Here is a 24,154-nt window from a genome sequence, read left to right as displayed (position 1 = left end):
AAGCCACCGATAGGCTGCCGGGCATGACCGGAGCCCGTCGCGCGAGCGCTGGATCGTCGGTCGTCTTCACGGTCGTGGTGACCGTCCTCGTGACGCTCGGCGCCCTCCTGATCCTGGCGATCCTGGCGCTGTCCGGGGCGCCGCGGACGCTGCTCCTCGCCACGGTGCTCGCCGCCCTTCCGGTCGGACCGCTCGTCGGGTGCTACCTGTGGCTGGACCGCTACGAGCCGGAGCCCCGGAGCCTGCTGGCGGCCGGGCTGCTCTGGGGGTGCTTCGTGGCCACGGCGTTCGCGCTCCTGATCCAGGGCCTGGGCGGCTTCGTGGTGACCTTCACCGACCGCGAGAGCCTCGAGCTCGTGGCGCCGGTCTCGGAGGAGGCCGGCAAGGGCCTGTTCCTCCTCCTGCTGCTGTGGTGGCGGCGGGCCGAGCTGGACGGCGTGCTCGACGGCATCGTCTACGCCGGCATGGTCGGGATCGGCTTCGCGTTCACCGAGAACATCCTCTACCTCGCGGCGGCCTACAACGGCACCGACGGGGCCGGCCCCGGCGGGACCGAGGCGCTCACCTCCACGTTCGTCGTCCGGTGCGTGATCAGCCCGTTCGCGCATCCCCTCTTCACGACGTTCACCGGCATCGGGGTCGGCCTGTCCGTCAACGCGCGGAGCAGGTCCGCCCGGTTCCTCTGGCCGGTCGCGGGCTACCTGTGCGCCGTCGGCGCCCACGCGCTCTGGAACACCTCGACGGTCTACGGCTTCGACAACTTCACCGTGCTCTACCTGGTGCTGATGGCGCCGGCCTTCCTCGCCGTGCTCGGGCTGGCCGTCTGGTCGCGGAGCTCCGAGCGCCGGATGCTGGCAGCAGCGCTCGCGGATGCCGCGGGCCGCGGGCTGATCCCGGCGACCGACATCGGCTGGGTCGTCGACCTCCGCGCCCGGCGCCAGGCGCGGGCCTACGCGCGCCGGGTCGGCGGCCGGCCGGGGGAGCGGGCGATGCGCGACTACCAGCAGGCCGCCATCGAGCTGGGCTTCCTCCACTACCGTCTGCTGCGCGGCACCCCGCCGCCCGACTACGCCGCTCGCGGCCAGACGTTCCTCCAGCGCATCGACGCGCTCCGCCCGTCGATCGCCTTCCCCGGACAGGTGGTTCCGACCAGATGAGCGTCTCCCGCGACCAGGACACCCGGATGATCACCGCCCTGGTGCGGCTCCGCGGTGCCCTCCAGGCCGCCCGGCTGCCGCTCGAGCTCCCCGGCACCCCGGCGCTGCGCACCAGCCGGGAGCGGATGATCGACCAGCTCGAGGACTACGCGATCCCGCGCCAGATGAGCGCGGACGCGCCCCTGCTGGTCGTGGTCGGCGGCTCGACCGGCGCCGGCAAGTCGACGCTGGTCAACTCCCTCGTGGGCACCCGGGTCACCGCCCCCGGCCTGCTCCGGCCCACCACCCGCTCGCCGGTGCTGGTGCACCACCCGGACGAGGCGCACTGGTTCGGCCCGGAGCGGCTGCTGCCCGACCTGGTCCGGACCGACCACAGCACCGACGACCCGCACTCGCTGCAGCTGGTGGCCTCCGAGCACGTGCCGCCGGGCCTGGCGATCCTCGACGCCCCCGACGTGGACTCCGTCGAGGAGCACAACCGGGACCTGGCGGCGCAGCTGCTCGCGACCGCCGACCTCTGGCTCTTCGTCACCTCCGCCGCCCGGTACTCCGACCAGGTGCCGTGGGAGCACCTGCGCCTGGCCGCCGAGCGCTCGACCGCCGTCGCGGTCGTGCTCGACCGGACGCCGGCCGACGCCGTCCAGACGGTGTCGGCCCACCTGGCCCGGATGCTGGCGAGCCGGGGCCTGAAGGACTCGCCGCTGTTCGCGGTCGACGAGTCGCCGGTCTCCGAGGACGGACTGCTCCCGCCCGAGAAGGTCGCCGACATCCGCGGCTGGCTCGACTCCCTGGCCGCCGACCCCGACGCCCGCCGGATCGTCGTGCAGCAGACCCTCGACGGCACCGTCCGCGCGCTGGCCCGGCGGTCGCACGCGATCGCCGACGGCGTGGCCGAGCAGCTCCAGGCGGCCGAGGAGCTGCGGCAGGCCGCGGACGCGGCGTACGACGAGGCGACCGCGGCCCTGGTCGCCGAGGCCGGCGACGGCACGCTGCTGCGCGGCGAGGTGCTGGCGCGCTGGCAGGACCTGGTCGGCACCGGCGAGCTGCTGCGCGGCCTCGACCAGCGGGTGGGCCGGCTGCGCGACCGCCTGGTGAGCCGGGTCAAGGGGACGCCGCAGGCGGCCGACCTGGTCGCGCTGGCGATCGAGGCCGGGGCGGAGTCGTTCGTGCTCGACCATGCGGAGGCCGCCGCCGACCGGGCCGTCGAGGCCTGGGCCGGGGCCGACGCCGGCCGCGCGCTCGTGGCCGCCGACGAACGGCTCGGCCGGGCCGCGCCCGAGGTCCGTCGCCGCGCGGAGGCCGAGGTCCGCGCCTGGCAGGCGGAGGTCACGGAGCTGGTCCGCACCGCGGTGGCGGAGTGGCGGATGAACGTCGACCTGCTCGCGTACGGCGCGCAGGGACTCGCCGTGGCGTTGATGGTGCAGGTCCTGACCCGGTCGGCCGCGGACCGGACGGCCGCGCAGCCCGGACGGACCCTGCTCGACGCGGTGCTCGGGGCGGAGCCGGTCGACGCCCTCGTCGAGCGGGCCGGGGCGTCGCTGGACCGCCGGCTCGGGGGCGTGCTGGCCGGCGAGCGGCAGCGCTTCCACGACGTGCTGGCCGGGCTGGAGCTGGCCGCGGACGCCGCCGAGCAGCTGCGCGCCGCCGCCCGCCGGGTGGACGACCGACGGTTCGAGCAGGCTCGGGCCGTGACCGACGGAGCCCCGGCCGACGGCTGACCACTAGGCTGGGGGCAGCATCGTCAGCGTCGAGGGAGATCATGACGTCCACGCTCGAGGAGGCCCGGCAGCTGGTCACCCGCGGTACCGACAGCGGGGCACGCATCGAGGGCCTCGACGCCGCCACCCGCGCCGCCCGCGGCCGCCTCGACGACGAGGTCGTCGACCGGGCCCAGGAGGTGGTCGACCGGGCCACCGGACGGTTGCGGCTCTCCGCCACCCACACCGTCGTCGCGATCGCCGGCGCCACCGGGTCGGGCAAGTCGTCGACGTTCAACGCGCTGACCGGCCTCGAGCTCTCCGCCGTCGGCGTCCGACGGCCCACCACCTCGTGGGCCTCGGCCTGCGTGTGGGGCCGCGTCGGCGCCGGTGAGCTGCTGGAGTGGCTCGGCATCCCGCCCCGGCACCAGACCACCCGCGACTCGATGCTCGACTCGGACCGGCGCAGCTCGCAGTCCGAGCTCGACGGCGTGGTGCTCCTGGACCTGCCCGACCACGACTCCACCGAGGTGGCGCACCACCTCGAGGTGGACCGGCTGGTCGCCCTGGCCGACCTGCTCGTGTGGGTGCTCGACCCGCAGAAGTACGCCGACGCGGCGATCCACGACCGCTACCTCGCGCCGGCGGCCGCGCACCAGGACGTGATGCTGGTCGTGCTCAACCACATCGACACGGTGCCCGAGGACCGTCGCGACTCGATGCTGCAGGACGTGCGGCGGCTGCTGGACGCCGACGGGCTGGACCGGGTCCCCGTCATCGCCGTCAGCGCTCGCAACGGCACCGGCATCGACGAGCTGCGCACCGAGATCGCCAACCGTGCGGCGGAGAAGCAGTCCACGCGCGCCCGCATCGACGCCGACGTCCGCGAGGTCGCCGCACGGATGGCGGAGGTCTCCGGCACGGCTCCGACCCGGACCCTCGCGGAGGCGCGCACGGCTGCGCTCGAGGACGCCTTCGCCGCCGCCGCCGGCGTGCCGGTGGTGGTCGAGGCCGTGGACCGCTCGACCCGGGAGGCGGTCGGCCGGGCCACGGGCTGGCCGGTCGCCGGCTGGGTCGCCGGCTCCGGCCGGGACCCGGCGCACCGGCTCCAGCTCGAGCTCGGCGAGGGAGGGCGCGCGCTCAGCGGCCGCGGGTCCGGGCTCCCGCAGGCCACGCAGGTGCAGCGCGCCCGCGTCGACACCGAGGTGCGCGCACTCGCAGACGAGGTCTCCGACGGCCTGGCCCGGCCCTGGGTCGACGCCGTCCACCGGGCCTCGGTCTCCCGCCTCGACGAGCTGGGGGACCGGCTCGACGCGGCCCTCGCCGCGACGGAGGTCGGCGCCACCCGGCCCCCGGGCTGGGCGCGGCTCGTCCAGGCCGTGCAGTGGCTGCTGCTGCTCGCCTTCCTGGCCGGGCTCATGTGGACCGGCGTGCTGGTCGGCACCGGCGGGCTGTCCGACGCGCCGCAGGTCGCCGGGGTCGCGCTCGCGCCGGTCCTGATCGTCGGCGGCCTGGTGCTCGGCATCGTGCTCGGCCTGGTCTGCCGGCTGCTCGTCGCCCGGACCGCGCGGCGACGTGCCGCCCAGGCGGACCAACGGCTGCGCGCCGCCGTCGCCGAGGTGTCCCGCGAGCTCGTGGTGGCCCCGGTCGACGCCGAGCTCACGGCGTACACGACCGTCCGCGCCGGGCTCGACCGCGCGGTGGCCTGACGGTTCCGGGCCGTTCCAGGCCGTTCCAGGCCGACCGGGCCGTCAGGGCCCGCTGGCCCTCCACAGGCACGCTCCCGACCCGGTCGTCCCCAGGGCCTGCGCGGGACGCCCCGTGCTGTCGGCGTCCTCCTCGACGCTCGGACCATCCACCGAGGCAAGGAGACCGACATGTTCGAGAGCACCATCACCGTGCGCGGCTGGCTCGGCGGCGACGTCGACCTGCGCCGGGCGGGTGACGTCCCCGTGGCGAGCTTCCGGCTCGCGTGCACGCCGCGCCGGTTCAACCGACGCACCGAGACCTGGTCCGACGGTGCCACCCAGTGGTTCACCGTGACCTGCTGGCGCGGCCTCGCCGACAACGTGGCCCGGTCGCTGCGCCGCGGCGACCCCGTCGTCGTGCAGGGGCGGCTCGACCTGCGGAAGTACGTCAACGGCGACGACGTCGAGGTCGAGTCGCTGGAGATCGACGCGACGGCCGTCGGCCACGACCTGAGCCGCGGGACGAGCCGGTTCACGCGGACGCCGCGGGAACCGGTCGCCGCAGCCCCGGAGGAGCCGGCCGCCTGACCGGCGTCCCCCGCCCGCTCGCCCGCCCCGATGAGGCTCGGTGCCGCCGTGGCACCTAGGCTCGGGGACCATGGCGGAGTATGTGTTCACCCTGCGCAACGTGCGCAAGGCCCACGGCGACAAGGTCGTCCTCGACAACGTGACCCTCTCGTTCCTGCACGGCGCGAAGATCGGGGTGGTCGGCCCGAACGGGGCCGGCAAGTCCTCGCTGCTCAAGATCATGGCGGGGCTCGACCACGCCAACAACGGCGACGCGATCCTCGACCCGGACGCCACGGTCGGGATGCTCCAGCAGGAGCCCCCGCTCACCGAGGGTAAGACGGTGCTGGAGAACGTCGAGGAGGCCGTCGGCGAGATCAAGGGCAAGATGGCGCGCCTCGACGAGCTGTACTCGTCGATGGGCGACCCCGACGCCGACCTCGACAAGCTCAACGAGGAGGCCGGCAACCTGCAGACCGAGCTCGACCACGCCAACGCCTGGGACCTCGACAGCCGGCTGGACCAGGCCATGGACGCGCTCCGGTGCCCGCCCCCGGAGGCGCTCGTCGACAACCTCTCCGGTGGTGAGCGGCGCCGGGTGGCGCTGTGCAAGCTGCTGCTGCAGCAGCCCGACCTGCTCCTCCTCGACGAGCCGACCAACCACCTCGACGCCGAGTCGGTGCAGTGGCTCGAGGGCCACCTGAAGTCCTACCCGGGCGCCGTCCTGGCCGTCACCCACGACCGGTACTTCCTCGACAACGTCGCGGAGTGGATCGCCGAGGTCGACCGCGGCCAGATCCACGGCTACCAGGGCAACTACTCCACCTACCTGGAGACCAAGAAGGACCGGCTCAAGATCGAGGGCCAGAAGGACGCCAAGCGCGCCAAGATGCTGGAGAAGGAGCTGGAGTGGGTCCGCTCCAACGCCAAGGCCCGGCAGACCAAGAGCCGCTCCCGCCTCGCCCGCTACGAGGAGATGGCGGCCGAGGCCGACCGGATGCGCAAGATCGACACCTCCGAGATCAACATCCCGGCGGGCCCCCGGCTCGGTGACGTCGTCCTCGAGGCCAAGGGGCTGACCAAGGGCTTCGAGGGCCGCACCCTCATGCACGACCTGTCCTTCTCCCTGCCGCGGGCCGGCATCGTCGGCGTGATCGGCCCCAACGGCGTCGGCAAGACCACGCTGTTCCGGATGATCACCGGGAGCGAGCAGCCGGACGCCGGCGAGCTCAAGGTCGGCGCCACGGTCAAGCTCTCCTACGTCGACCAGAGCCGCGGCGGCATCGACCCCAACAAGAACGTCTGGGAGGTCGTCTCCGACGGGCTCGACTTCATCAAGGTCGCGAACTTCGAGATGAACTCACGCGCCTACGTCGCGTCGTTCGGCTTCAAGGGCCCCGACCAGCAGAAGAAGGCCGGGGTGCTCTCCGGCGGCGAGCGCAACCGGCTCAACCTCGCGCTGACGCTCAAGATGGGCGGCAACGTGCTGCTGCTCGACGAGCCGACCAACGACCTGGACGTCGAGACGCTGTCCTCGCTGGAGGACGCGATCCTCGACTTCCCGGGCTGTGCCGTGGTCACCTCGCACGACCGGTGGTTCCTCGACCGCGTCGCCACCCACATCCTGGCCTGGGAGGGTGACGACGAGGACGACGCGAGGTGGTTCTGGTTCGAGGGCAACTTCGCGGCCTACGAGGAGAACAAGGTCGAGCGGCTCGGCGTCGAGGCCGCGCGCCCGCACCGGGTCACCCACCGCCGCCTCACGCGCGACTGATCGGGGACGCGTCGGTCGACACACCGGCGCGACCCGGTCACCGGCCGTTGCGCCTGCGCGACCTGTCGCCCCCCGAGCCGCTGCGCAGTGCCGGGCGACCACGGTCGTCGGCGACCACCGCCGTCACCGGCCTCGACCGGCTACGGCCTGCGCATCTCCATCTCCGGGTGCCCGGAGACCAGGTGGTCGGACACGGCGTCCATCACGCGCCCGACCGCCTGGAGGTCCTCGGGGGTGACCAGGTCGACCAGGTGGGCGCGCACGCCGCGCACGTGCATCGGCGCCATCCGGACCAGCAGCTGCCAGCCCTGGTCGGTCATCGTGGCGACCACACCGCGCCCGTCCTCCGGTGAGGAGGACCGCTCGACCAGCCCGGCACGCTCCATGCGGGTGATGGTGTGGGTGATCCGGCTGCGGCTGTGGGCGAGCGCATCCGCGAGCTGCGCCATCCGCATCTGCCGGCCCTCGCTCTCGGAGAGGCGGACGAGGATCTCGTACTCGACCAGCGAGAGGTTGCAGGAGCGGTGCAGGTCGTCGTCGAGGCGGTCGAGCAGCAGCGTCATCCCCATCAGCAGGGCGCGCCACGAGCGTTGCTGGTCCTCGTCGAGCCAGACCGTCTCCGCGTCGCCGCCGTCCGTCACCCCGGCAGTGTAGGGCTGCCGGGGCCGTCGGACCCGTGGGTCCGACACGCGCGGCGCGACCTCAGACCCGCTCGAGGATGAGCGCCATGCCCTGGCCGCCACCGACGCACATGGTGATCAGGCCGGTGGACTTGTCGTGCCAGTCCAGCGAGTTGAGCATGGTGTTCTGCAGGCGGGCGCCGGTCATGCCGAACGGGTGGCCGACGGCGATCGCGCCGCCGTTGACGTTGAGCCGGTCCAGGTCGATGCCGAGGTCCTGGTAGGACGGCACGACCTGGGCGGCGAACGCCTCGTTGATCTCCACGAGGTCGATGTCGCCGATGCTCATCTTGGCGTGCGCGAGCGCCCGCTTGGTCGCCTCGACGGGTCCGAGGCCCATGATCTCGGGGGACAGGCCGGAGACGCCGGTCGCGACGATGCGGGCCAGCGGGGTGACGCCGAGCTCGGCCGCCTTGGTGTCGGACATGATGATGACCGCGGCCGCGCCGTCGTTGAGCGCGCAGCAGTTGCCGGCGGTCACGACCCCGTCAGGGCGGAAGACCGGCTTGAGGTCCTTGATGCCGTCGTAGGTGACCCCGGCCCGGGGGCCGTCGTCGGCGCTGACCACGGTGCCGCTCGGGGTGGTGACCGGGGTGATCTCGCGGGCCCAGAAGCCGTCGTTGATCGCCTTCTCGGCGAGGTTCTGCGAGCGGACGCCGAACTCGTCGAGCTCCTGGCGCGAGAGGCCGCGCAGGCGCGCGACGTTCTCGGCGGTCTGGCCCATGGCGATGTAGACGTCGGGGAGCAGCCCGTCCTGGCGCGGGTCGTGCCAGTCGGTGCCGCCCTCGGCGGTCGTCGCGGTCCGCGCCTCGGCGTCGGCGAAGAGCGGGTTCTTGGTGTCGGGCCAGTGGTCGGAGGTGCCCTTCATGAACCGCGAGACCGTCTCGACGCCGGAGGAGATGAAGACGTCGCCCTCGCCGGCCTTGATCGCGTGGAAGGCCATCCGGGTGGTCTGCACCGAGGAGGAGCAGTAGCGGGTGATCGTGGCGCCGGGGACGTCGTCGAGGCCGTTGAGCACGTTGACGACCCGGGCCATGTTGTTGCCGGACTCCCCGCCCGGCAGGCCGCAGCCGAGGTAGTGGTCGTCGATCGTCGTGGGGTCGAGCTCCGGGACCTTGTCGAGCGCCGTCTTGATGATGAACGCGCTCAGGTCGTCGGGTCGGAACTCGGTCATCGACCCCTTGTTCGCCCGGCCGATCGGGGTGCGGGCGGCGCTGACGATGACTGCCTCGGGCATGGGGACTCCGTTCGTGAGGGGCGCGGTCGCTCCGGAAGGGCACTGCTGCCGGGGCCCCACACTAGACCGTGTTCTACCTCCTGGGCCGAGGCGTACGTCACGTTGCCGACGGTCCGGCCAGCCCGGTCCCGAGGAGGTCCATCGACCGCGCCAGGAAGGACCGGTGCTCGCTGTCGGGCTTGAGGAGCGCGGCCAGCAGGATGCCGTCGTACGACGCCACCAACGCCTCCGCGCGCGCCGCGCCGTGCTCCTTGCCGGCGGCGGTCACGATGGCGTCCACGATCTCCACGAGCCGGACCCGGTGCGTCTCCAGCACCTGCGCCAGCCCCGGGTCCCGGGTGGCGGCCATGGTCAGCTCGAGGCGGGCGACCAGGAGCTCCCGCTGGTCGAGCCACCGCTGGAACAGCTCGAGGGCCGCGTCCACGCCGTCCGGCTCGTCCGCGTCCCGCATCCGGTCGGCGAGCCGGTCGACGTCGGCGAGGAGCTGTCCGGCGACGTGCTCGGCGAGCGCCGCCTGCAGCGCCTGGCGGGTGCGGAGGTACGCCGAGCAGCTGCCCTCCGGCAGCCCGGCGCGGCGGTCCACGGCTCGGTGGGTGAGGCCCTTGAGGCCGCCGTCGGCCAGCACCGACTGCGCCGCGTCGAGGAGCTGGCGGCGGCGCGGGCTCTCGGTCATGCGGACCTCTCGTGCGGCTGGGTGACCGGCGTCTGTGAGCCGTGACACTACCCCGGCAGGGGGGAATGCGGTGCCCTGCCCGGCCGTTCTACACTCGTAGAGACTACAGATGTAGAAAGGATGCCCCGATGATTCTCGACACGACACTCGCCCCGTACGCCGTGGCCTTCCTCGTGCTCGCGCTCGTCGCGACCGTGACCGCGATCGCCGTCATCGGCGACCTGCTCGTCCGCAACCGGCGCCAGCGCCTGGCCCGCCACGAGTCGATCCCGACGTACTACCGCGGCCTGATCGCCAGCCACTGACCGCTGTCCGGGCCGGTCTGGCAGCATCGGTGCCGTGCGGCACACCTATCGGTGCCCGATGCGCTGGGCCGACCTGGACCTTCTCGGGCACGTCAACAACGTCGTCTACGTGGACTACCTCCAGGAGGCCCGCGTCGACATGCTGCGGACCCACGGGCCCGCGGCCGCCACGGGCGACCTGGCCGAGGGGGTCGTCGTGGTCCGGCACGAGGTCGGCTACCTCGCGCCGCTGAGCTTCGGCTTCGAGCCGGTCACCATCGAGTCCTGGATCACCGAGATCCGGGCCGCGACCTTCACCGTCGCCTACGAGATCTTCCACGAGCGCGACGGCGCGCGGCACGTCTACGCCCGCGCCGCGACCGTGCTCACGCCGTACGTCTTCGCCGACGAGCGGCCCCGTCGCCTCAGCGACGTCGAGCGCGAGTCGCTCGCCGTGTTCCTCGAGCCCGACGACCGACGGCGGCAGCGGCTGCCCCGCGCGCGGGCCGACCTGGCCGCCCACTACCCGGTGCACGTGCGGTTCTCCGACGTCGACGTCTACGGGCACGTCAACAACGTGAAGTACTTCGAGTACCTCCAGGAGGCCCGGATCGCCATGACCGCGCAGCTGTGGAGCGGGCTCGAGCGCGCCTCACTGGTGGTCGCGCAGACCGATGTCGACTACGTCCGACCGATCCTGTTCCGTCCCGAGGCGTACGACGCCTGGTCGTGGGTCTCCCGGATCGGGGCCCGGTCCGCGAGCATCGACTCGGTGATCGCCGACGGCGACGACGTCCTCGCCCGCGCCCGGGTGACGATCGTCTTCTTCGACCCGCGGACGCAGCGCTCGGCGGCCCCGCCGGAGCCCTACCTCGCCGGGCTGCGCTCGCTGCTCTCGAGCTGAGCCGCCAGCCGGCGCAGCCCACGGTGGTGGGCCACCCGCACCGAGACCGCGGAGACGCCGAGGGCCGCCGCGGTCGTCTCCACGTCGAGCCCGACCACCTCCCGGCAGGCGACCACCTCGCGCTCACGGGCCGGCAGCGTGGCGAGCAGTCGGGTGACCCGGTCCTGGGCGACGTACGCCGGCTCCGGCCCGGCGACCGACGGCAGGCCCTCGAGCGCGCCGACGTCGGCCGGGTGGGTACGGCGGCGCAGGCCGCGTCGGTGCGTGTTGGCGCCGAGCTTGCGGGCGATGCCGAACAGCCAGCCCGCGAACTCCGACGACGTGCCGTGGAAGGAGGCGATCCGGTCGGCGGCGGTGAGCCACGCCTCCGCCGCGAGGTCGTCGGCACCGACGGCTGCGTCGGAGGTGGGTCGGGTGCCGAGCCACACCAGGAGCCGTCCGGCGTGGTCGCGGTAGAGCGCGCGCCAGGCCTCCGGGTCGCCGCGCTTGGCCCCGGCCACCACCTCGTCGTCGGCGCTCACCGTCGGTCGTGGTTCCGTCGCCACGGCGTGGCCGGGTGGTCGCCGGCGTGCGGGTCGGGGCCGGGGCGGTGCGTCCGGTGGGGGTTCGGGTTCCGGAGGTGGCCGTAGGCGTGCCCCTGCCCCGGGTGCCCGTCGGGCCCGGGGTGATGGGTCGCGCCGGCCGGGGGAGCGTGCTGCCCGCCCGCGCCCGCGCCTGCGCCGGACGTCGCGCCGCCCGTGGTGCTCGACGGCGGGGTGGACGGCGGGGTGGACGGCGGGCGGTCGGAGGTGCCCGGGGCGTCCCGGGTCGGTGCGGCCGGACGGCCGGGGTGCGCCGTGGGCGCGGCCGAGGACGCCGACGCGACGGACGAGCCGGCGTCGGCCGCCCGGGTGCCGGGCGAGGGGGTGTTCGGGGACGGCTCGGCCGGACCCATCGGCGCGGGCGCGGGCGAGGGGTCGGGAAGCCCGGCGCGGACCCCGGTCAACCAGGCCACGCCGACGAGGATGGCGGCGACCGCCACCGGGACGAGGGCGACCCGCCACCCGCCGGCCGGGTGGGCGGCGCCGGCCGCGCGGCCGCTGAGCTCGGCAAGGAACGCCTGGTCGGGTTCCAGGGTCGGCACGACCGCGCGGAGGTCCTGGCGCCGCAGGTGGTCGGACATGGATCTGCTCCTACCCTCCGGGGATGGTCCCGACGCCTCACGGGGGACGGAATGACGTCGGGACCACCCGGTTCCGGGGGTCAGCCCTCCGTGGAGGGTCCGGTGGAGGGGCGGGGTCGCCCCGCTCGGTCACCTGTCACATGTCGCGAGGACCCGACGGCGTTACACGTCAGTCGAGGCTGTTCACCATGAACTGTGCGGCGTGCGTCACGTAGTCCCAGAACTGCGCGTCCTGCTCGGGCGTGAGCGCGACCTCGTCGAGCCCCGCGCGGAAGTGGGTGAGCCAGTGCTCCTTGGCCTCCGGAGTGACCGCGAACGGTGCGTGCCGCATCCGCAGCCGCGGGTGCCCGCGGGTGTCGGAGTACGTCGTGGGCCCGCCCCAGTACTGCACGAGGAACAGCAGGAAGCGCTCCTCGGCCGGACCGAGGTCCTCCTCGGGGTAGAGCGGCCGCAGCACCGGGTCCTCGGCGACGCCCTCGTAGAACCGCGCGACGATCCTCCGGAAGGTCTCGAAGCCGCCGATCTCCTCGTAGAACGTCGTCACCCGACCATTGTGACGAGCGGCTCCGGGCGGACGCACACCGGCGTGCAAGACTCGCTGCGTTCCTGTCTTCGCACCACACCACCCCGAGGAGAGAACCGCTGATGGCAACGACCCGATTCGCCAGCACCCACTGGGAAGGCAGCCTGTTCGAGGGCGCCGGCAAGGTCACCCTCGAGTCGTCGGGCACCGGCACCTACGACGTCTCGTGGCCCTCCCGCGCCGAGGAGGCCAACGGCAAGACGAGCCCCGAGGAGCTGATCGCGGCCGCGCACTCGTCCTGCTTCTCGATGGCGCTCTCCAACGGGCTGGCCAAGGCCGGGACCCCGCCGACCTCGCTGGACACCCAGGCCGCGGTCGAGTTCACGCCCGGGACCGGCATCACCGGCATCAAGCTCACCGTCACCGGCACCGTCGAGGGCATGAGCAACGACGACTTCGTGGCCGCGGCCGAGGACGCCAAGGCCAACTGCCCGGTCAGCCAGGCGCTCGCCGGCACCACGATCACCCTCGAGGCGTCGCTCGCCTGAGCCGCTTCAGCTCTGGTCCGTCAGCCGGGTCGTCGCCGTCGCGAGGGCCCGGCTGACGGCCTCCAGGGTGTCGATGACGTCGCGCTCGTCGACGCCCTCGTCTGCCAGGGCCTTGCGGAAGGACGAGATCGATGCCTCGAAGGCCGGGAAGCAGTCCACCGTCGCGTGCTCTCCCCGGGCGGTGAGGGCCACGAGGTACGCCCGGCCGTCGGCGGGGTCGCGGCGCCGGCGGACCAGGTCGGCCCCCTCGAACCGGCGCAGGTAGTTCGACAGGGTCGTCGGTCGTAGCCCGGTCAGCTCCGCGAGCTCAGTCGGCCGCACCGGACCCGCGAGCCGCAGCACGCTGGTCACCGCGAACTCGTCGGGGCGGAGCGGGCAGTCGGCCATCGCGGTCGCGAGCAGCCGGGAGAGCTGCTGGTCGGTGGCGAAGAGGAGCAGGAAGGGTCCGCGGAACTCCAGTGCCACGTCCTCAGGTTACGAGACGGTGACGGTCTCCGCGGGCGTCGGCCAAAAACTTCAAGTTGGTAGTAATTTCCCAGGATGCGCGCTCGCCACCCGCTCGTCGTCCCACTCGTCGGACTGGTCGTCGCCGCCTGCGGCTCCGACGCCGGCTCCGGCGCCCCGGAGCCGGCGGCCTACGCCCCCGTCCGCGTCGAGACCGGCCAGCAGCCGTGCGGGATCCTCGGTGCAGCCGGCCGGATCTGGGTGAGCAACTACGGCGAGGACACCCTGGTCACCGTCGACCCCGCCACCCTCGAGGTCGGCGACCCCGTCCACGTCGGAGGAGCGCCCTGCGGGCTCGCCCACGGCGCCGGATCGATCTGGGTCGAGGACTTCGGCAGCAACGAGGTGACCAGGGTGTCCGCGACGACCGGGCGGGTGCAGCGGACGTACGACGTCGGCAGCCAGCCCTACGACGTGACCTTCGCCGATGGGGCGGCGTGGGTGACCGACTTCGGCTCGGGGACCGTCTCGCGGATCGATGCGCGGTCCGGGAAGGTGACCCCGATCGACGTCGGTGGCTCCCCGATCGGCATCGCTCCAGCGGGCGGCGCGGTCTGGGTCGGGCTCGGAAGTGCCGGCGTCGTCCGGGTCGACACCCGCACCCAGGAGGTCGCCCGGGTCGACGTCGCCGGCAGTGCCGGGTGGACGGCGTACGACGACGACCACGTGTGGGTGGACGTCGACGACTCCATCGTCGAGATCGACCCAGTCGACGCTTCGGTCGTCGGGACCGTCTCGGTGGGTGACGACCCCGAGGACGGGACGGTCGTGGGCGACGACGTGTGGGTCGGCGACAAGTCCGGGGACCTCTACCGCTTCAGCACGGAGGGTGGTCCGGCGACGTCGTACCCGAGCGGCGTCGACAACCCGTTCGTGCTCACCGCCCTCGACGGTCAGCTGTGGGCGGTCGACTTCACCGGCACCGAGGTGGTGCGGATCGACCCGGGCCAGCTCTCCTAGGCCTGGCTCTCGTCGGGGGCCGTCTGCTGCTCCCGGTGCCAGACCACCCGCTGGGGCAGGGGGATCTCGATGCCCTCGTGGTCGAAGCGCGCCTTGATCCGCTGACGCATCTCGCGCGCCACGGCCCACTGCTGGAGCGGAGCGGTCTTGACCAGCACCCGCAGGGTGACGGCGTCCGGACCGAGGACCTCCACCCCGGTGACCTCCGGCTCCTCGACGACGATCCCTCGGAAGTCGTCGTCCTCCCACAGGTCGTGGGCGACGTCGGTGAGGATCCGCCGCACCCGGGCGAGGTCCTCGCCGTAGCCGACACCGACGTCGATGATGGCGCGCGACCAGTTCTGGCTCATGTTGCCGACCCGCGCGATCGTCCCGTTCGGGACGTACCAGACGGTGCCGTCCAGGGACCGGAGGCGGGTCACGCGCAGGCTCACCGCCTCGATCGTCCCGGTCGCCTCCCCGACGTCCACGACGTCGCCCACGCCGTACTGGTCCTCGAAGATCATGAAGATGCCGGTGATGAAGTCCTTCACCAGCGACTGGGCCCCGAAGCCGAGCGCGAGGCCGACGATGCCCGCGCTGGCGATGATCGGCGCGATGTCGACGCCGAGCGCGCTGAGGATCATCGTGCCGATGATGGCGATGAGCAGGCCGGTGACGACGCTCTTGAGCAGGTCGCCCATCGTCTTGGCCCGCTGCACCCGCCGGGTCTGGGTGGCGAGGTCGCGCGCAGTCGTGTCCTGCGCCACCTTCCCGCGCACGCCGAACCGGCTGAGCTGGTCGGGCAGCACCCCGTCCTCGGCCCGCCGCACCAACCGGTCGATCATCCGGTGCAGCAGCCACCGGCTGACCAGGAAGAGCAGCAGGAGGCCCACGACGGTGAGGGGCCGCCCGATGAGCACGTCCGCGGCGTTGGCCGCCGTCTTGTTGCCGGTGACGCTGAAGGTCCACTCGCAGATGTCGTGCCCTGTGTCACACGTGGTGTCGTCGAACCCGAACATGGGCCCCATGTCTACCGCACCGGACAAGGTCGGCTCGACCTGACCAGCGACAGGTGCCAGCGGTGAGACCCACGGCCGAGATGGATACGCTGTGCCCGTGACCCCGAAGCTCGCGCACCTCGCTCGCCGCACCTCGGCCGTCCTGCTGGCCGGAGGCCTCGTCGTCGCCGCCGGTGGACCGGCCGGAGCCGACGTCCCGGAGTTCTGGGCGGACCCCTACGACGTCGACCCCTGGCACACCGTCCTCGTCTTCGTCGGCATCCCGCTGCTGATGTTCGTCACGATCACGCTGCTCGTGCTGCTGCCCGGCATCGTCAGGGGGGAGCGGTTCACCCCCGGCGGCCAGGCCACCGCGGACCAGTGGTTCGGCGGCCCGCGCTCGGGCACCGCCGAGCTCTCGGCGCCGGACACCGACGAGTCCCAAGCGGGAGGCGCAAGTGGGCGTTGGTGAGTTCAACAGCCACGAGCGCTACCAGGTCGACGAGGCCATCCGTCACGCCGAGCTGGTCACGCGCTTCGAGTTCAGCGTCTTCGTCGGCCGGGTCGACGGGGAGCCGCGGGCGTTCGCGACCCGGTTGCACAACTCGCTGGTGGCGCCCGCGCGCAGCATCATGATCCTGCTCGACCCCGCCGCCCGGGTGCTCGAGATCGTCACCGGCGGCGAGGTGCGCCGCGCCCTCAGCGACCGCGAGGTCGAGCTGGTCGCCCTGCAGATGCAGAGCCTGTTCGCCGCCGGCGACCTCGTCGGCGGCCTGCGCCGCGGCATCCAGATGCTCGCCGAGCACGCCGTCGGCCCCGAGACGCTCCACGCCGACACGCCCTGATGGAGCGGCTGCGGGTTTCACCGGTCGGCCGGTGAGACCCGCGCGACCCGCCGAGGTGGCACGGCGTGTCGCGCAGGAGTCACCGGTCAGCCGGTGAAACCCCCCGGGCGTCCGGTCAGCCCTGCGCGTCCTTCGCCTGCGCCGCCAGCGCCCGGGCGACGTCGGCGCGGCCCTCGCGCACGTAGCGCTTCGCGGCCGGGTTGGCCTGCGAGGACTCCAGCCACGCGTCGACGCGGTCGAGGAGCTCCTGGCTGGCCAGCTGCTTGGGGAAGATGAACTCCAGCGCGGTGGAGGCGCGCTGGGTGCCCTTGTCCTCCCACATCGTGTCGGCGGCCGTGAGGTACTTCTCGACGTACGGCGCCAGCACCTCGTCCTGGCCGAACTGCTGGAACGCGAGCACGACGCTGCGCTGGGTCTCGTTCGGGACGTCGTCGCGCACCATTGCGATCTCCCAGGCCTCGGCCTTCGCCTCGGCGGTGGGACGCATCGCGCGCGCGGCGGCGGCGTGCTCCTGGCCGGAGATCGTGTTGTCACGCTCGAGCTCCTCGGCGATCCGGTCCGCCTCGGCACGGCCGTTGCGGGCCAGGGCGCTGAGCAGCGTCCAGCGCAGGTCCGTGTCGATGGCGAGCCCGTCGAAGGTGAGGGTGCCGTCCAGCAGCCGCTCGAGGTCGCCGAGCGCGCCCTCGCTGTGCGCCGCGCCGGCGTACGCGCGGGCGAACGACAGCTGGTGGTCGCTGCCCGCCTCGGCGTTCTCGAGCAGCTTGCGCAGGCCCTGCTCCCAGGTCGCCCGCAGCGCGGCGCGGTTCTCGGGTGCGGAGTACTGCGTGACCGCGAGCGCGGCGTAGCCCGGGATCCGGGCCACCCCGAAGGCGTCGGTCTCGCTGCCGACGCTGCTGAGGACCAGGGCCACGAAGTCGGTCGCGCTCATCTCGGCGTCCCGGGTCATGTCCCACGCCGCGCCCCAGCACAGGGCCCGGGCGAGCGAGTCGTCGAGGGTGGCCAGGCCACCGACGACGGTCGCGAGCGAGCGCTCGTCGAGGCGGATCTTGGCGTAGGCCAGGTCGCCCTCGTTGAGCAGCAGCAGGTCGGGCTGGCGCTGGCCGACGAGCTCGGCGACCTCGGTCAGCTCGCCGGCGATGTCGGTCTCGACCGACGTGCGGCGGACCAGCCGGCCGTCGACCGCGTCGTAGAGGCCGATGCCGAGCCGGTGCCGGCGCAGCGTCGGGTGGTCGGCGGCCGCGCTCTGGCGGACCGCGAAGGAGCTGTAGGTGCCGTCCTCGGCCAGCTCGAACTGGGCCGCGAGCGTGTTCACCCCGGAGGTCTGCAGCCACTCCTGGGCCCACGACTCGAGGTCCCGGCCGGACGCCTTCTCGAGGGCGGCCAGCAGGTCCTTGAACTCGGAGTTCGAGAACTCGAAGTCGCGGAAGTAGCCGCGGATGCCCTGGAGGAAGTTGTCGAGCCCGACCCAGGCGACCAGCTGCTTGAGGACCGAGGCGCCCTTGGCGTAGGTGATGCCGTCGAAGTTGACCTCGACGGCCCGCAGGTCGACGTTGTCGGCGGCGATCGGGTGGGTGCTGGGCAGCTGGTCCTGGCGGTAGGCCCAGTTCTTGCGGGCGTTGGTGAAGCCGGTCCACGACTCGGTGAACTCGGTCGCCTCGACCGCGGCGTGGTAGCACGCCCACTCGGCGAACGACTCGTTGAGCCAGAGGTCGTCCCACCACTTCATCGTGACCAGGTCACCGAACCACATGTGGGCCATCTCGTGGAGGATGACCTCGTTGCGGAACTCGTAGAACGAGCGGTCCTGGCGGCTGCGCGGGAGGTACTCGTCGCGCAGCGTCACGCAGCCGGCGTTCTCCATCGCGCCCATGTTGTACTCCGGCACGTAGAGCTGGTCGTACTTGCCGAACGGGTAGGGGTAGTCGAAGGCCTCCTCGAAGAAGCCGAAGCCCTGGCGGGTCAGCTTGACGAGCTCCTCGACGTCGAGGTGCTCCACCAGCGACTGGCGGCAGTAGTGGCCGAGCGGGATCTCGCCGTGCTTGCCCTCGTAGGTGTCGAGGACCTCGTGGTACTCGCCCGCGACGATCGCGGTGACGTAGGTCGACAGCGGCTGGGTCGGCGCGAACCGCCACACGGCCTTCCCGTCGCCCGTCGGCTCGGGGGTGGGCGTGGGGGAGTTCGAGACGACCTTCCAGTGCTCGGGCGCGGTCACCGTGAAGGTGAACGGTGCCTTGAGGTCGGGCTGCTCGAAGGTCGTGTAGACCCGGCGGGCGTCCGGCACCTCGAACTGCGAGTACGTGTAGACGCGGTCGTCGGCGGGGTCGACGAACCGGTGCAGGCCCTCGCCGGTGCGCGAGAACGTGCAGTCCGCGCGCACGACCAGCTCGTTGTCGGCCGCCAGGTCGGTCAGCGCGATCCGGCTGTCGGCGTACGCCGTCGCGGGGTCGACGGAGCGGCCGTTGAGCGTGATCTCGTGGACGGTGGCGTCCACCAGGTCCGCGAACGTCTCGGCTCCGGGCTCGGCACAGGTGAAACGGATGGTCGTGGTGGATCCGAAGGTGGTCTCGCTCGTCGTGAGGTCCAGGTCGATGGAGTACGACGTGACGTCCAGGAGAGCGGCGCGGGTCGCGGCCTCGTCCCGGGTGAGGTTGGTTCCAGGCATGCGGTGCATCCTGCCACCCGGGGGGTCGAGCACCGAAAATGTCTTCGGCCGGGGAGGATGTCCGGGTGAGCGACCCGGGCAGGCACGTCGTCCCGCTCCGGGCCGCCGTCCGGGCCTGGTTCCTCATCTCGTGGCAGACCTTCGGAGGTCCTGCCGGCCAGATCGCGGTCATGCACCGCGAGCTCGTCGAGGAGCGCCGGTGGATCGGCGAGCGGCGGTTCCTCCACGCGATGAGCTACTGCATGCTGCTGCCCGGTCCGGAGGCCCAGCAGCTCGCCGTCTACAGCGGCTGGCTGCTCAACGGCTGGGTGGGCGGCGTCCTGGCGGGCACCCTCTTCGTCCTGCCGGGCTTCCTCACCATCCTTGCGCTCTCCTGGGTGTACGTCGTCCACGGCGAGTCGCTACTCGTGACCGGTGTGCTGCTCGGCCTGGCCGCCGCGGTCATCCCGATCGTCGTCCAGGCCGTCGTGCGGCTCGGCGGCCGGGCGGTGCGCAGCCGGGCGCTGCTGCTCCTCGCGCTGGCGGCGTTCGTCGCGCTCGCGGTGCTCGCCGTGCCGTTCCCCCTCGTGGTGCTCGCAGCCGGCGCGGCCGGGTGGCTGCTCGGCCGCCGGCGCCCGGACCTGGTCCGGCTCCCCGACCCGCCGCCGGACCCCGACGAGGTTCCGCCGCTGATCCCCGACGACGCGCTCCACACCGCCCCGCGCTCGGGGCGGCGCAGCCTCGGCCTGCTGATCGTCGGGCTGGTCCTGTGGGCGGCACCGGTCGTGGTCGCGTTCGCACTGGCCGGGGGCCAGCGGACGGTGTTCACCGACCAGGGCCTGTTCTTCGGCGGCATGGCGCTGGTGACCTTCGGTGGCGCGTACGCGGTGCTGTCGTACGTCGCGCAGGCGGCCGTCGAGCACTACGGCTGGCTGACCGCGCAGGAGATGGTGCGCGGGCTCGCGCTCGCCGAGACCACGCCCGGCCCGCTGATCATGGTCGTGCAGTTCGTCGCGTTCCTCGGCGCCTTCCGCAGCCCGGCCGGCCTCGACCCGTGGGCGGCGGCGGTCCTGGCGTCGTTGCTGGTGGTCTGGGTGACCTTCGTGCCGTCGTTCCTCTTCATCTTCATCGGGGCGCCGTACGTGGAGCGGCTGCGGGGCAACGAGGCGCTGTCCTCGGCCCTCGCCGGGGTCAGCGCCGCGGTGGTCGGGGTGATCGCCAACCTGGCGTTCTACTTCACCGTGCACACCCTCTTCGCCGAGGCCGAGCGCGTCGGGTGGCCGCACCTGGGGCTGCTGGTGCCGGTGTGGTCGACGTTCCAGTGGCAGCCGGCCCTCCTCGGCGCGCTCGGCACCGCGCTGGTCTTCGGGCTGCGGTGGCCGGTGCTCCGCACGCTCGGGGTGTGCGGGCTCGCCGGACTGACGCTCGCGCTGCTCACCTGAGCCGGCGCCGACCCTGCGCCGGGGAATGCGGACCGTGGTCCGTTCCGTTGGGACGGACATGACCACTCAGACCAAGAACGGGGCCGATTTCTGGTTCGACCCCGCGTGTCCGTTCGCCTGGATCACCTCGCGCTGGATCCTCGAGGTCGAGAAGGTCCGTGACATCGACGTGACCTGGCACATCATGAGCCTGGCGTACCTCAACCAGGACCGGGACATCAGCGACGAGTACCGGCAGTTCCTCGCGACCGCCTGGCAGCCGGTGCGGGTGCTGATGGCGGCCGAGCAGAAGTACGGCAAGGAGGCGCTGCTGCCGCTCTACACCGCGATGGGCACGCGCATCCACCTCGGGAAGCAGGAGAAGGACCGCGCGATGGTCGAGGCCGCGCTCGAGGAGGCGGGGCTCGACGCATCGCTGGCCGACGCGATGGACGACTCGTCGTACGACGAGGCGATCGCGGCCTCGCACGACCGCGGCATGAACCAGGTCGGCGACGAGGTCGGCACCCCGACGATCGCCTTCGGCGGTCGGGCCTTCTTCGGGCCGGTGATCTCCAAGGCGCCGAAGGGCGAGGAGGCCGGCCGGCTCTGGGATGCCTGCGTCACGCTCTCGGGCTACCCCCACTTCTACGAGCTCAAGCGGAGCCGCACCGAGGCCCTCGACTTCGACTGATTCGGGACGTTCGGACCTGCGCCGGATCCGGCGACATCCCCTAGCGTGGGGTCATGGCAACCGCGCGCGTGGAGTGGGGTGACGAGGTCCGGGTCCTGGCCCGGGCCGTGGACCAGGCAGGTGACGTGCTCGACCACGTCCACCGCGACGCCCTGGGGAGGCAGACCCCGTGCGCCGACTGGGACCTGGCGGCGCTGGCCGACCACCTCGTCAACGCGCCGCACCAGTTCCTCACGATGATGCGCGGCGAGGAGGTCGACTGGGCGGCGACCCCGCACGTCGAGGAGGAGTGGGGTCCGGCCTTCCGCGTCGCCGGCGACGACCTGGTGCACGCGTGGCACGAGCACCCGTCGGGATCCGGGGGAGGGGACGCGCCCGTCCCCGCCGACATGCAGACCGCGGAGCTGGCCATCCACACCTGGGACGTCGCGCGGACCATCGGTCACCCGGTCGCCGAGCTCGACCCCGAGGTCGCTGAGCGGGCCCTGGCGTTCCTCCGCGAGAACCTCACCGCGGAGCGCCGCGGTCCGGTGTTCGGCGCGGAGCAGGCCGCACCCGCGGGTGCCGGCCCCTACGAGCAGCTGGCGGCGTACGCCGGCCGCTCGGTCTGACCCTCAGCTGCTCGCGACGCCGGCCGCCACGGCCGCGGTGGTCGCCGCCGTCATGGCCGCCGTGGACGCGTTGATCGCGTCGCGCACGGCGCGGGCGGCCCAGGCGCCCTCGGCGAGCTCCTTCGCGCGTCGGGCGACCTGTGTCGCCGGCAGGCCTCCGTGGTCGACCACCTTCGGCGCCTTGCCGAGCGCGGAGAGCAGCGCGACCAGCGCCCCGGTCCGCTGGTCCGGCTCCGCGCCCTGGACCAGCACCCGGGCGAGCTGGCGACGGACCTCCTCCTCGTGCCGGGAGTCCACGGCCGGCCACCGGGTGCGCGGGAAGAGCCCCAGCGTCCGTGACTCGCGGCGCTCGAGGATCCCGCGGGCGGCGAGTCGGTCGCCCAACCGCTCCGGCAGCCCCTTGCCGAGCCGGGTCACCAGCTCCTGGGCGCCGCGCGGCTTCTCCGCGACGACGTCGTAGGCCGCCTGGAGCACGTCGTCGTCGAGGGTCGCGCCGGGCGTCGCTCGGACCTTGGTCGAGCGCCCGACCCCGTTCTTCTCCTCGCCCGAGACGGCGCCGGCGAGGGCGAGCTCGATCAGCACGGCACCGCCGAGCGCGGTCTGCGGGTACGCCGACCCGGTCAGCGTGCCCTTGTCGTCGTCGAGCAGGAGCAGGAGCAGGTCCTCCGAGATCAGGAACATGGGTCCGACCCTAGGGCGTGGGTCTCGATCCGACGGCCTGCTGCGCGCCGCCCAGGAGGCACGCCCCGGGTCGGCGCGGGGACGGCCACCCGTCCGCCGGAAAGGCGGTGGCGCACCCTCCCTAGGATTGCCCCCATGAGCAAAGTCCTGTCCGCCGTCGCCTGGCCGTACGCCAACGGCCCGCGCCACATCGGCCACGTGGCCGGTTTCGGTGTGCCCTCCGACGTCTTCAGCCGCTACATGCGGATGGCGGGCCACGACGTGCTCATGGTCTCCGGCTCCGACGAGCACGGCACGCCGATCCTGATCGCCGCCGCCGAGGCCGGCGTGACGCCGCAGGAGCTGGCCGACCGCAACCACCGGATCATCGCCGAGGACCTCGCGTCCCTGGGGCTGACCTACGACCTCTACACGAGGACGTCCGCGCGCAACCACCACCAGGTCGTGCAGCAGATGTTCCTCGGCGTCTACGAGAACGGCTACTTCGTCGAGCAGACGACCTACGGCGCGATCTCGCCGTCCACGGGACGCACCCTGCCGGACCGCTACATCGAGGGCACCTGCCCGATCTGCGGGTACGACGGAGCGCGCGGTGACCAGTGCGACAACTGCGGCAACCAGCTCGACCCGCAGGACCTGATCGACCCGCGGTCGAAGATCAACGGCGAGACCCCGGAGTTCATCGAGACCCAGCACTTCTTCCTCGACCTGCCGGCGCTCGCCGACGCGCTCAAGGAGTGGCTCGACGGCCGCGAGGCGACCGGGCTGTGGCGCCCCAACGTGATCCGGTTCAGCCAGAACATCCTCGAGGAGATCCGGCCCCGGGCGATGACCCGGGACATCGACTGGGGCATTGCCGTCCCGCTCGACGGCTGGCGCGAGAACCCGACCAAGAAGCTCTACGTCTGGTTCGACGCGGTCATCGGCTACCTCTCGGCGAGCATCGAGTGGGCTCGGCGGATCGGCGAGCCCGAGCGCTGGCGCGAGTGGTGGAACGAGCCCGACGCCCTGTCCTACTACTTCATGGGCAAGGACAACATCACCTTCCACAGCCAGATCTGGCCGGCCGAGCTGCTGGCCTACTCCGGCAAGGGGACCAAGGGCGGCACCCCGGGCGAGCTGGGCGAGCTCAACCTGCCCACCGAGGTCGTCAGCAGCGAGTTCCTGACGATGGAGGGGCGCAAGTTCTCCTCGTCGAAGCGGGTCGTCATCTACGTGCGCGACCTGCTCAGCCGCTACCAGCCCGACGCGTTCCGCTACTTCGTCGCGTCCGCCGGCCCCGAGAGCCAGGACTCCGACTTCACCTGGTCGGAGTTCGTGCGGCGCACCAACGACGAGCTGGTCGCCGGCTGGGGCAACCTGGTCAACCGCACGGCCAACCTGATCGCCAAGAACTTCGGGGAGATCCCGAAGGCGGGCGAGCTGGCGGCCGCGGACCAGACGCTGCTCGACCACACCGAGGCCGCCTTCGGTGTCGTCGGCGACCTGATCGGCCGGCACCGCCAGAAGCAGGCCATCGGCGAGGCGATGCGAGCCGTCGCCGAGGTCAACAAGTACGTCTCCGACACCGAGCCCTGGAAGATCAAGGACGACCCCGAGCGCCTCGGCACCGTCCTGCACGTCGTCGCGCAGTGCGTCGCCGACCTCAACCTCGTGCTGAGCCCGTTCCTGCCGTTCGCCGCCAACGAGGTCGACCGGGCCTTCGGAGGCGCCGGGGACGTGGCACCGATGCCGCGGATCGAGGAGGTCGACGACCTCGACGGCGGGGCGCCGTACCCGATCATCACGGGGGAGTACTCCGGCTTCCCGGCCTGGGAGCGCCGGCCGATCGTCCCGGGCACGCCGGTCGCGAAGCCGACGCCGATCTTCACCAAGCTCGATCCCGGGGTCGTGGACGAAGAGCTCGCCCGGCTCGAGGGCTGA

The 24,154-nt window shown here is 72.7% G+C and carries 25 protein-coding genes; 15 read left to right on the top strand and 10 right to left on the bottom strand.

What is annotated here, in order from left to right:
- Window positions 1-23 precede the first annotated feature (23 nt).
- The 5 genes from ACILQ5_RS01505 (at window position 24) to ettA (ending at window position 6,883) form a co-directional block, all read left to right on the top strand.
- A complete protein-coding gene (locus tag ACILQ5_RS01505; protein WP_395656196.1) occupies window positions 24-1,157 on the top strand; it encodes a PrsW family intramembrane metalloprotease in 1,134 nt (377 codons plus the stop codon).
- On the top strand, window positions 1,154-2,875 hold the full coding sequence (locus ACILQ5_RS01500; RefSeq protein WP_395656195.1) for an ABC transporter: 1,722 nt from the start codon (window positions 1,154-1,156) through the stop codon (window positions 2,873-2,875). The genes ACILQ5_RS01505 and ACILQ5_RS01500 overlap by 4 nt, the downstream gene beginning before the upstream one ends.
- Window positions 2,876-2,916: 41 nt before the next feature.
- Window positions 2,917-4,563 carry a GTPase gene (locus ACILQ5_RS01495; protein WP_395656194.1) on the top strand — a complete coding sequence of 549 codons (1,647 nt, stop codon included), beginning with the start codon at window positions 2,917-2,919 and terminating at the stop codon, window positions 4,561-4,563.
- 168 nt (window positions 4,564-4,731) lie between these two features.
- Entirely contained in the window at window positions 4,732-5,130 is a 399-nt protein-coding gene (locus tag ACILQ5_RS01490) for a single-stranded DNA-binding protein (protein ID WP_395656193.1), read from the top strand.
- A gap of 70 nt (window positions 5,131-5,200) precedes the next feature.
- The gene (gene ettA, locus ACILQ5_RS01485) at window positions 5,201-6,883 is read left to right on the top strand and encodes an energy-dependent translational throttle protein EttA (protein WP_395656192.1); all 1,683 of its coding nucleotides are present in this window, start codon (window positions 5,201-5,203) and stop codon (window positions 6,881-6,883) included.
- A gap of 140 nt (window positions 6,884-7,023) precedes the next feature.
- Here ettA and ACILQ5_RS01480 read toward each other — a convergent pair whose 3' ends face one another.
- The 3 genes from ACILQ5_RS01480 to ACILQ5_RS01470 form a co-directional block, all read right to left on the bottom strand.
- On the bottom strand, window positions 7,024-7,524 hold the full coding sequence (locus ACILQ5_RS01480; RefSeq protein ID WP_395656191.1) for a MarR family winged helix-turn-helix transcriptional regulator: 501 nt from the start codon (window positions 7,522-7,524) through the stop codon (window positions 7,024-7,026).
- A gap of 61 nt (window positions 7,525-7,585) precedes the next feature.
- Window positions 7,586-8,800 (bottom strand): acetyl-CoA C-acetyltransferase, encoded by a 1,215-nt coding sequence (locus tag ACILQ5_RS01475; RefSeq protein ID WP_395656190.1) that lies wholly within the window; start codon window positions 8,798-8,800, stop codon window positions 7,586-7,588.
- Between the two features lie 97 nt (window positions 8,801-8,897).
- Window positions 8,898-9,473 (bottom strand): TetR/AcrR family transcriptional regulator, encoded by a 576-nt coding sequence (locus ACILQ5_RS01470; RefSeq protein ID WP_395656189.1) that lies wholly within the window; start codon window positions 9,471-9,473, stop codon window positions 8,898-8,900.
- A gap of 128 nt (window positions 9,474-9,601) precedes the next feature.
- Here ACILQ5_RS01470 and ACILQ5_RS01465 point away from each other — a divergent pair, with 128 nt between their 5' ends.
- Window positions 9,602-9,778: a hypothetical protein gene (locus ACILQ5_RS01465; protein ID WP_395656188.1), complete on the top strand. Its 177-nt coding sequence runs from the start codon at window positions 9,602-9,604 to the stop codon at window positions 9,776-9,778.
- Between the two features lie 34 nt (window positions 9,779-9,812).
- The gene (locus ACILQ5_RS01460; protein ID WP_395656187.1) at window positions 9,813-10,661 is read left to right on the top strand and encodes an acyl-CoA thioesterase; all 849 of its coding nucleotides are present in this window, start codon (window positions 9,813-9,815) and stop codon (window positions 10,659-10,661) included.
- Here the strand turns inward: ACILQ5_RS01460 and ACILQ5_RS01455 are convergent.
- The 3 genes from ACILQ5_RS01455 to ACILQ5_RS01445 all read right to left on the bottom strand — a co-directional run bounded on the left by ACILQ5_RS01455 (window position 10,625) and on the right by ACILQ5_RS01445 (window position 12,367).
- Window positions 10,625-11,182 carry an RNA polymerase sigma factor gene (locus tag ACILQ5_RS01455; protein WP_395656186.1) on the bottom strand — a complete coding sequence of 186 codons (558 nt, stop codon included), beginning with the start codon at window positions 11,180-11,182 and terminating at the stop codon, window positions 10,625-10,627. The two genes, ACILQ5_RS01460 and ACILQ5_RS01455, sit on opposite strands and share 37 nt — an antisense overlap.
- A complete protein-coding gene (locus tag ACILQ5_RS01450; protein ID WP_395656185.1) occupies window positions 11,179-11,823 on the bottom strand; it encodes a hypothetical protein in 645 nt (214 codons plus the stop codon). The genes ACILQ5_RS01455 and ACILQ5_RS01450 overlap by 4 nt, the downstream gene beginning before the upstream one ends.
- 169 nt (window positions 11,824-11,992) lie before the next feature.
- On the bottom strand, window positions 11,993-12,367 hold the full coding sequence (locus tag ACILQ5_RS01445) for a globin (RefSeq protein ID WP_395656184.1): 375 nt from the start codon (window positions 12,365-12,367) through the stop codon (window positions 11,993-11,995).
- Between the two features lie 101 nt (window positions 12,368-12,468).
- Here ACILQ5_RS01445 and ACILQ5_RS01440 point away from each other — a divergent pair, with 101 nt between their 5' ends.
- Entirely contained in the window at window positions 12,469-12,894 is a 426-nt protein-coding gene (locus tag ACILQ5_RS01440) for an OsmC family peroxiredoxin (protein ID WP_395656183.1), read from the top strand.
- 6 nt (window positions 12,895-12,900) lie between these two features.
- On the opposite strand, the gene ACILQ5_RS01435 is transcribed toward ACILQ5_RS01440, so the two are convergent.
- Window positions 12,901-13,359, bottom strand: a complete 459-nt coding sequence (locus ACILQ5_RS01435) for a MarR family winged helix-turn-helix transcriptional regulator (protein ID WP_395656182.1) — start codon at window positions 13,357-13,359, stop codon at window positions 12,901-12,903.
- Between the two features lie 75 nt (window positions 13,360-13,434).
- Here ACILQ5_RS01435 and ACILQ5_RS01430 point away from each other — a divergent pair, with 75 nt between their 5' ends.
- Window positions 13,435-14,358, top strand: a complete 924-nt coding sequence (locus ACILQ5_RS01430) for a DUF6923 family protein (RefSeq protein WP_395656181.1) — start codon at window positions 13,435-13,437, stop codon at window positions 14,356-14,358.
- Here ACILQ5_RS01430 and ACILQ5_RS01425 read toward each other — a convergent pair.
- Window positions 14,355-15,359 (bottom strand): mechanosensitive ion channel family protein, encoded by a 1,005-nt coding sequence (locus ACILQ5_RS01425; RefSeq protein WP_395656180.1) that lies wholly within the window; start codon window positions 15,357-15,359, stop codon window positions 14,355-14,357. The genes ACILQ5_RS01430 and ACILQ5_RS01425 overlap by 4 nt on opposite strands.
- A 97-nt stretch (window positions 15,360-15,456) precedes the next feature.
- On the opposite strand from ACILQ5_RS01425, the gene ACILQ5_RS01420 reads away from it, so the two are divergent.
- Together ACILQ5_RS01420 and ACILQ5_RS01415 are read left to right on the top strand one after the other, a co-directional pair.
- A complete protein-coding gene (locus tag ACILQ5_RS01420; protein WP_395656179.1) occupies window positions 15,457-15,810 on the top strand; it encodes a hypothetical protein in 354 nt (117 codons plus the stop codon).
- Complete coding sequence (locus ACILQ5_RS01415) at window positions 15,797-16,183, top strand: DUF5130 family protein (RefSeq protein WP_395656178.1); 387 nt, start codon at window positions 15,797-15,799, stop codon at window positions 16,181-16,183. Before ACILQ5_RS01420 ends, ACILQ5_RS01415 begins: the two co-directional genes overlap by 14 nt.
- A 115-nt stretch (window positions 16,184-16,298) precedes the next feature.
- On the opposite strand, the gene pepN is transcribed toward ACILQ5_RS01415, so the two are convergent.
- Window positions 16,299-18,845 carry an aminopeptidase N gene (gene pepN / locus ACILQ5_RS01410; RefSeq protein ID WP_395656177.1) on the bottom strand — a complete coding sequence of 849 codons (2,547 nt, stop codon included), beginning with the start codon at window positions 18,843-18,845 and terminating at the stop codon, window positions 16,299-16,301.
- 65 nt (window positions 18,846-18,910) lie between these two features.
- On the opposite strand from pepN, the gene chrA reads away from it, so the two are divergent.
- From chrA to ACILQ5_RS01395, 3 genes are read left to right on the top strand one after another with little or no spacing between them, the layout of a single operon-like run.
- On the top strand, window positions 18,911-20,266 hold the full coding sequence (gene chrA, locus ACILQ5_RS01405; RefSeq protein ID WP_395656176.1) for a chromate efflux transporter: 1,356 nt from the start codon (window positions 18,911-18,913) through the stop codon (window positions 20,264-20,266).
- Between the two features lie 58 nt (window positions 20,267-20,324).
- The gene (locus tag ACILQ5_RS01400) at window positions 20,325-20,939 is read left to right on the top strand and encodes a DsbA family protein (protein ID WP_395656175.1); all 615 of its coding nucleotides are present in this window, start codon (window positions 20,325-20,327) and stop codon (window positions 20,937-20,939) included.
- Between the two features lie 53 nt (window positions 20,940-20,992).
- Complete coding sequence (locus ACILQ5_RS01395; RefSeq protein ID WP_395656174.1) at window positions 20,993-21,550, top strand: TIGR03086 family metal-binding protein; 558 nt, start codon at window positions 20,993-20,995, stop codon at window positions 21,548-21,550.
- A gap of 3 nt (window positions 21,551-21,553) precedes the next feature.
- On the opposite strand, the gene ACILQ5_RS01390 is transcribed toward ACILQ5_RS01395, so the two are convergent.
- Window positions 21,554-22,231, bottom strand: coding sequence for a GPP34 family phosphoprotein (locus ACILQ5_RS01390; protein WP_395656173.1), 678 nt, complete (start codon window positions 22,229-22,231; stop codon window positions 21,554-21,556).
- Between the two features lie 135 nt (window positions 22,232-22,366).
- Here ACILQ5_RS01390 and metG point away from each other — a divergent pair, with 135 nt between their 5' ends.
- Window positions 22,367-24,154 carry a methionine--tRNA ligase gene (metG, locus tag ACILQ5_RS01385; RefSeq protein WP_395656172.1) on the top strand — a complete coding sequence of 596 codons (1,788 nt, stop codon included), beginning with the start codon at window positions 22,367-22,369 and terminating at the stop codon, window positions 24,152-24,154.

The sequence above is a fragment of the Nocardioides sp. genome (assembly GCF_044226305.1).
Lineage (GTDB): Bacteria > Actinomycetota > Actinomycetes > Propionibacteriales > Nocardioidaceae > Nocardioides.
The sequence above is the reverse complement of the archived record's forward strand: the minus strand, read 5'-3'. Positions and strand labels throughout refer to the sequence as shown.

Bases quoted from the DNA above. Each gene is read 5' to 3' on its own strand.
- ACILQ5_RS01470 (WP_395656189.1), bottom strand. From the start codon at position 9,473: ATGACCGAGAGCCCGCGCCGCCGCCAGCTCCTCGACGCGGCGCAGTCG.
- ACILQ5_RS01430 (WP_395656181.1), top strand. From the start codon at position 13,435: ATGCGCGCTCGCCACCCGCTCGTCGTCCCACTCGTCGGACTGGTCGTC.
- ACILQ5_RS01395 (WP_395656174.1), top strand. From the start codon at position 20,993: ATGGCAACCGCGCGCGTGGAGTGGGGTGACGAGGTCCGGGTCCTGGCC.
- ACILQ5_RS01505 (WP_395656196.1), top strand. From the start codon at position 24: ATGACCGGAGCCCGTCGCGCGAGCGCTGGATCGTCGGTCGTCTTCACG.
- ACILQ5_RS01500 (WP_395656195.1), top strand. From the start codon at position 1,154: ATGAGCGTCTCCCGCGACCAGGACACCCGGATGATCACCGCCCTGGTG.
- ettA (WP_395656192.1), top strand. From the start codon at position 5,201: ATGGCGGAGTATGTGTTCACCCTGCGCAACGTGCGCAAGGCCCACGGC.
- ACILQ5_RS01390 (WP_395656173.1), bottom strand. From the start codon at position 22,231: ATGTTCCTGATCTCGGAGGACCTGCTCCTGCTCCTGCTCGACGACGAC.
- pepN (WP_395656177.1), bottom strand. From the start codon at position 18,845: ATGCCTGGAACCAACCTCACCCGGGACGAGGCCGCGACCCGCGCCGCT.
- ACILQ5_RS01465 (WP_395656188.1), top strand. From the start codon at position 9,602: ATGATTCTCGACACGACACTCGCCCCGTACGCCGTGGCCTTCCTCGTG.
- ACILQ5_RS01425 (WP_395656180.1), bottom strand. From the start codon at position 15,359: ATGTTCGGGTTCGACGACACCACGTGTGACACAGGGCACGACATCTGC.
- ACILQ5_RS01440 (WP_395656183.1), top strand. From the start codon at position 12,469: ATGGCAACGACCCGATTCGCCAGCACCCACTGGGAAGGCAGCCTGTTC.
- ACILQ5_RS01490 (WP_395656193.1), top strand. From the start codon at position 4,732: ATGTTCGAGAGCACCATCACCGTGCGCGGCTGGCTCGGCGGCGACGTC.
- ACILQ5_RS01495 (WP_395656194.1), top strand. From the start codon at position 2,917: ATGACGTCCACGCTCGAGGAGGCCCGGCAGCTGGTCACCCGCGGTACC.
- ACILQ5_RS01450 (WP_395656185.1), bottom strand. From the start codon at position 11,823: ATGTCCGACCACCTGCGGCGCCAGGACCTCCGCGCGGTCGTGCCGACC.
- metG (WP_395656172.1), top strand. From the start codon at position 22,367: ATGAGCAAAGTCCTGTCCGCCGTCGCCTGGCCGTACGCCAACGGCCCG.
- ACILQ5_RS01400 (WP_395656175.1), top strand. From the start codon at position 20,325: ATGACCACTCAGACCAAGAACGGGGCCGATTTCTGGTTCGACCCCGCG.
- ACILQ5_RS01475 (WP_395656190.1), bottom strand. From the start codon at position 8,800: ATGCCCGAGGCAGTCATCGTCAGCGCCGCCCGCACCCCGATCGGCCGG.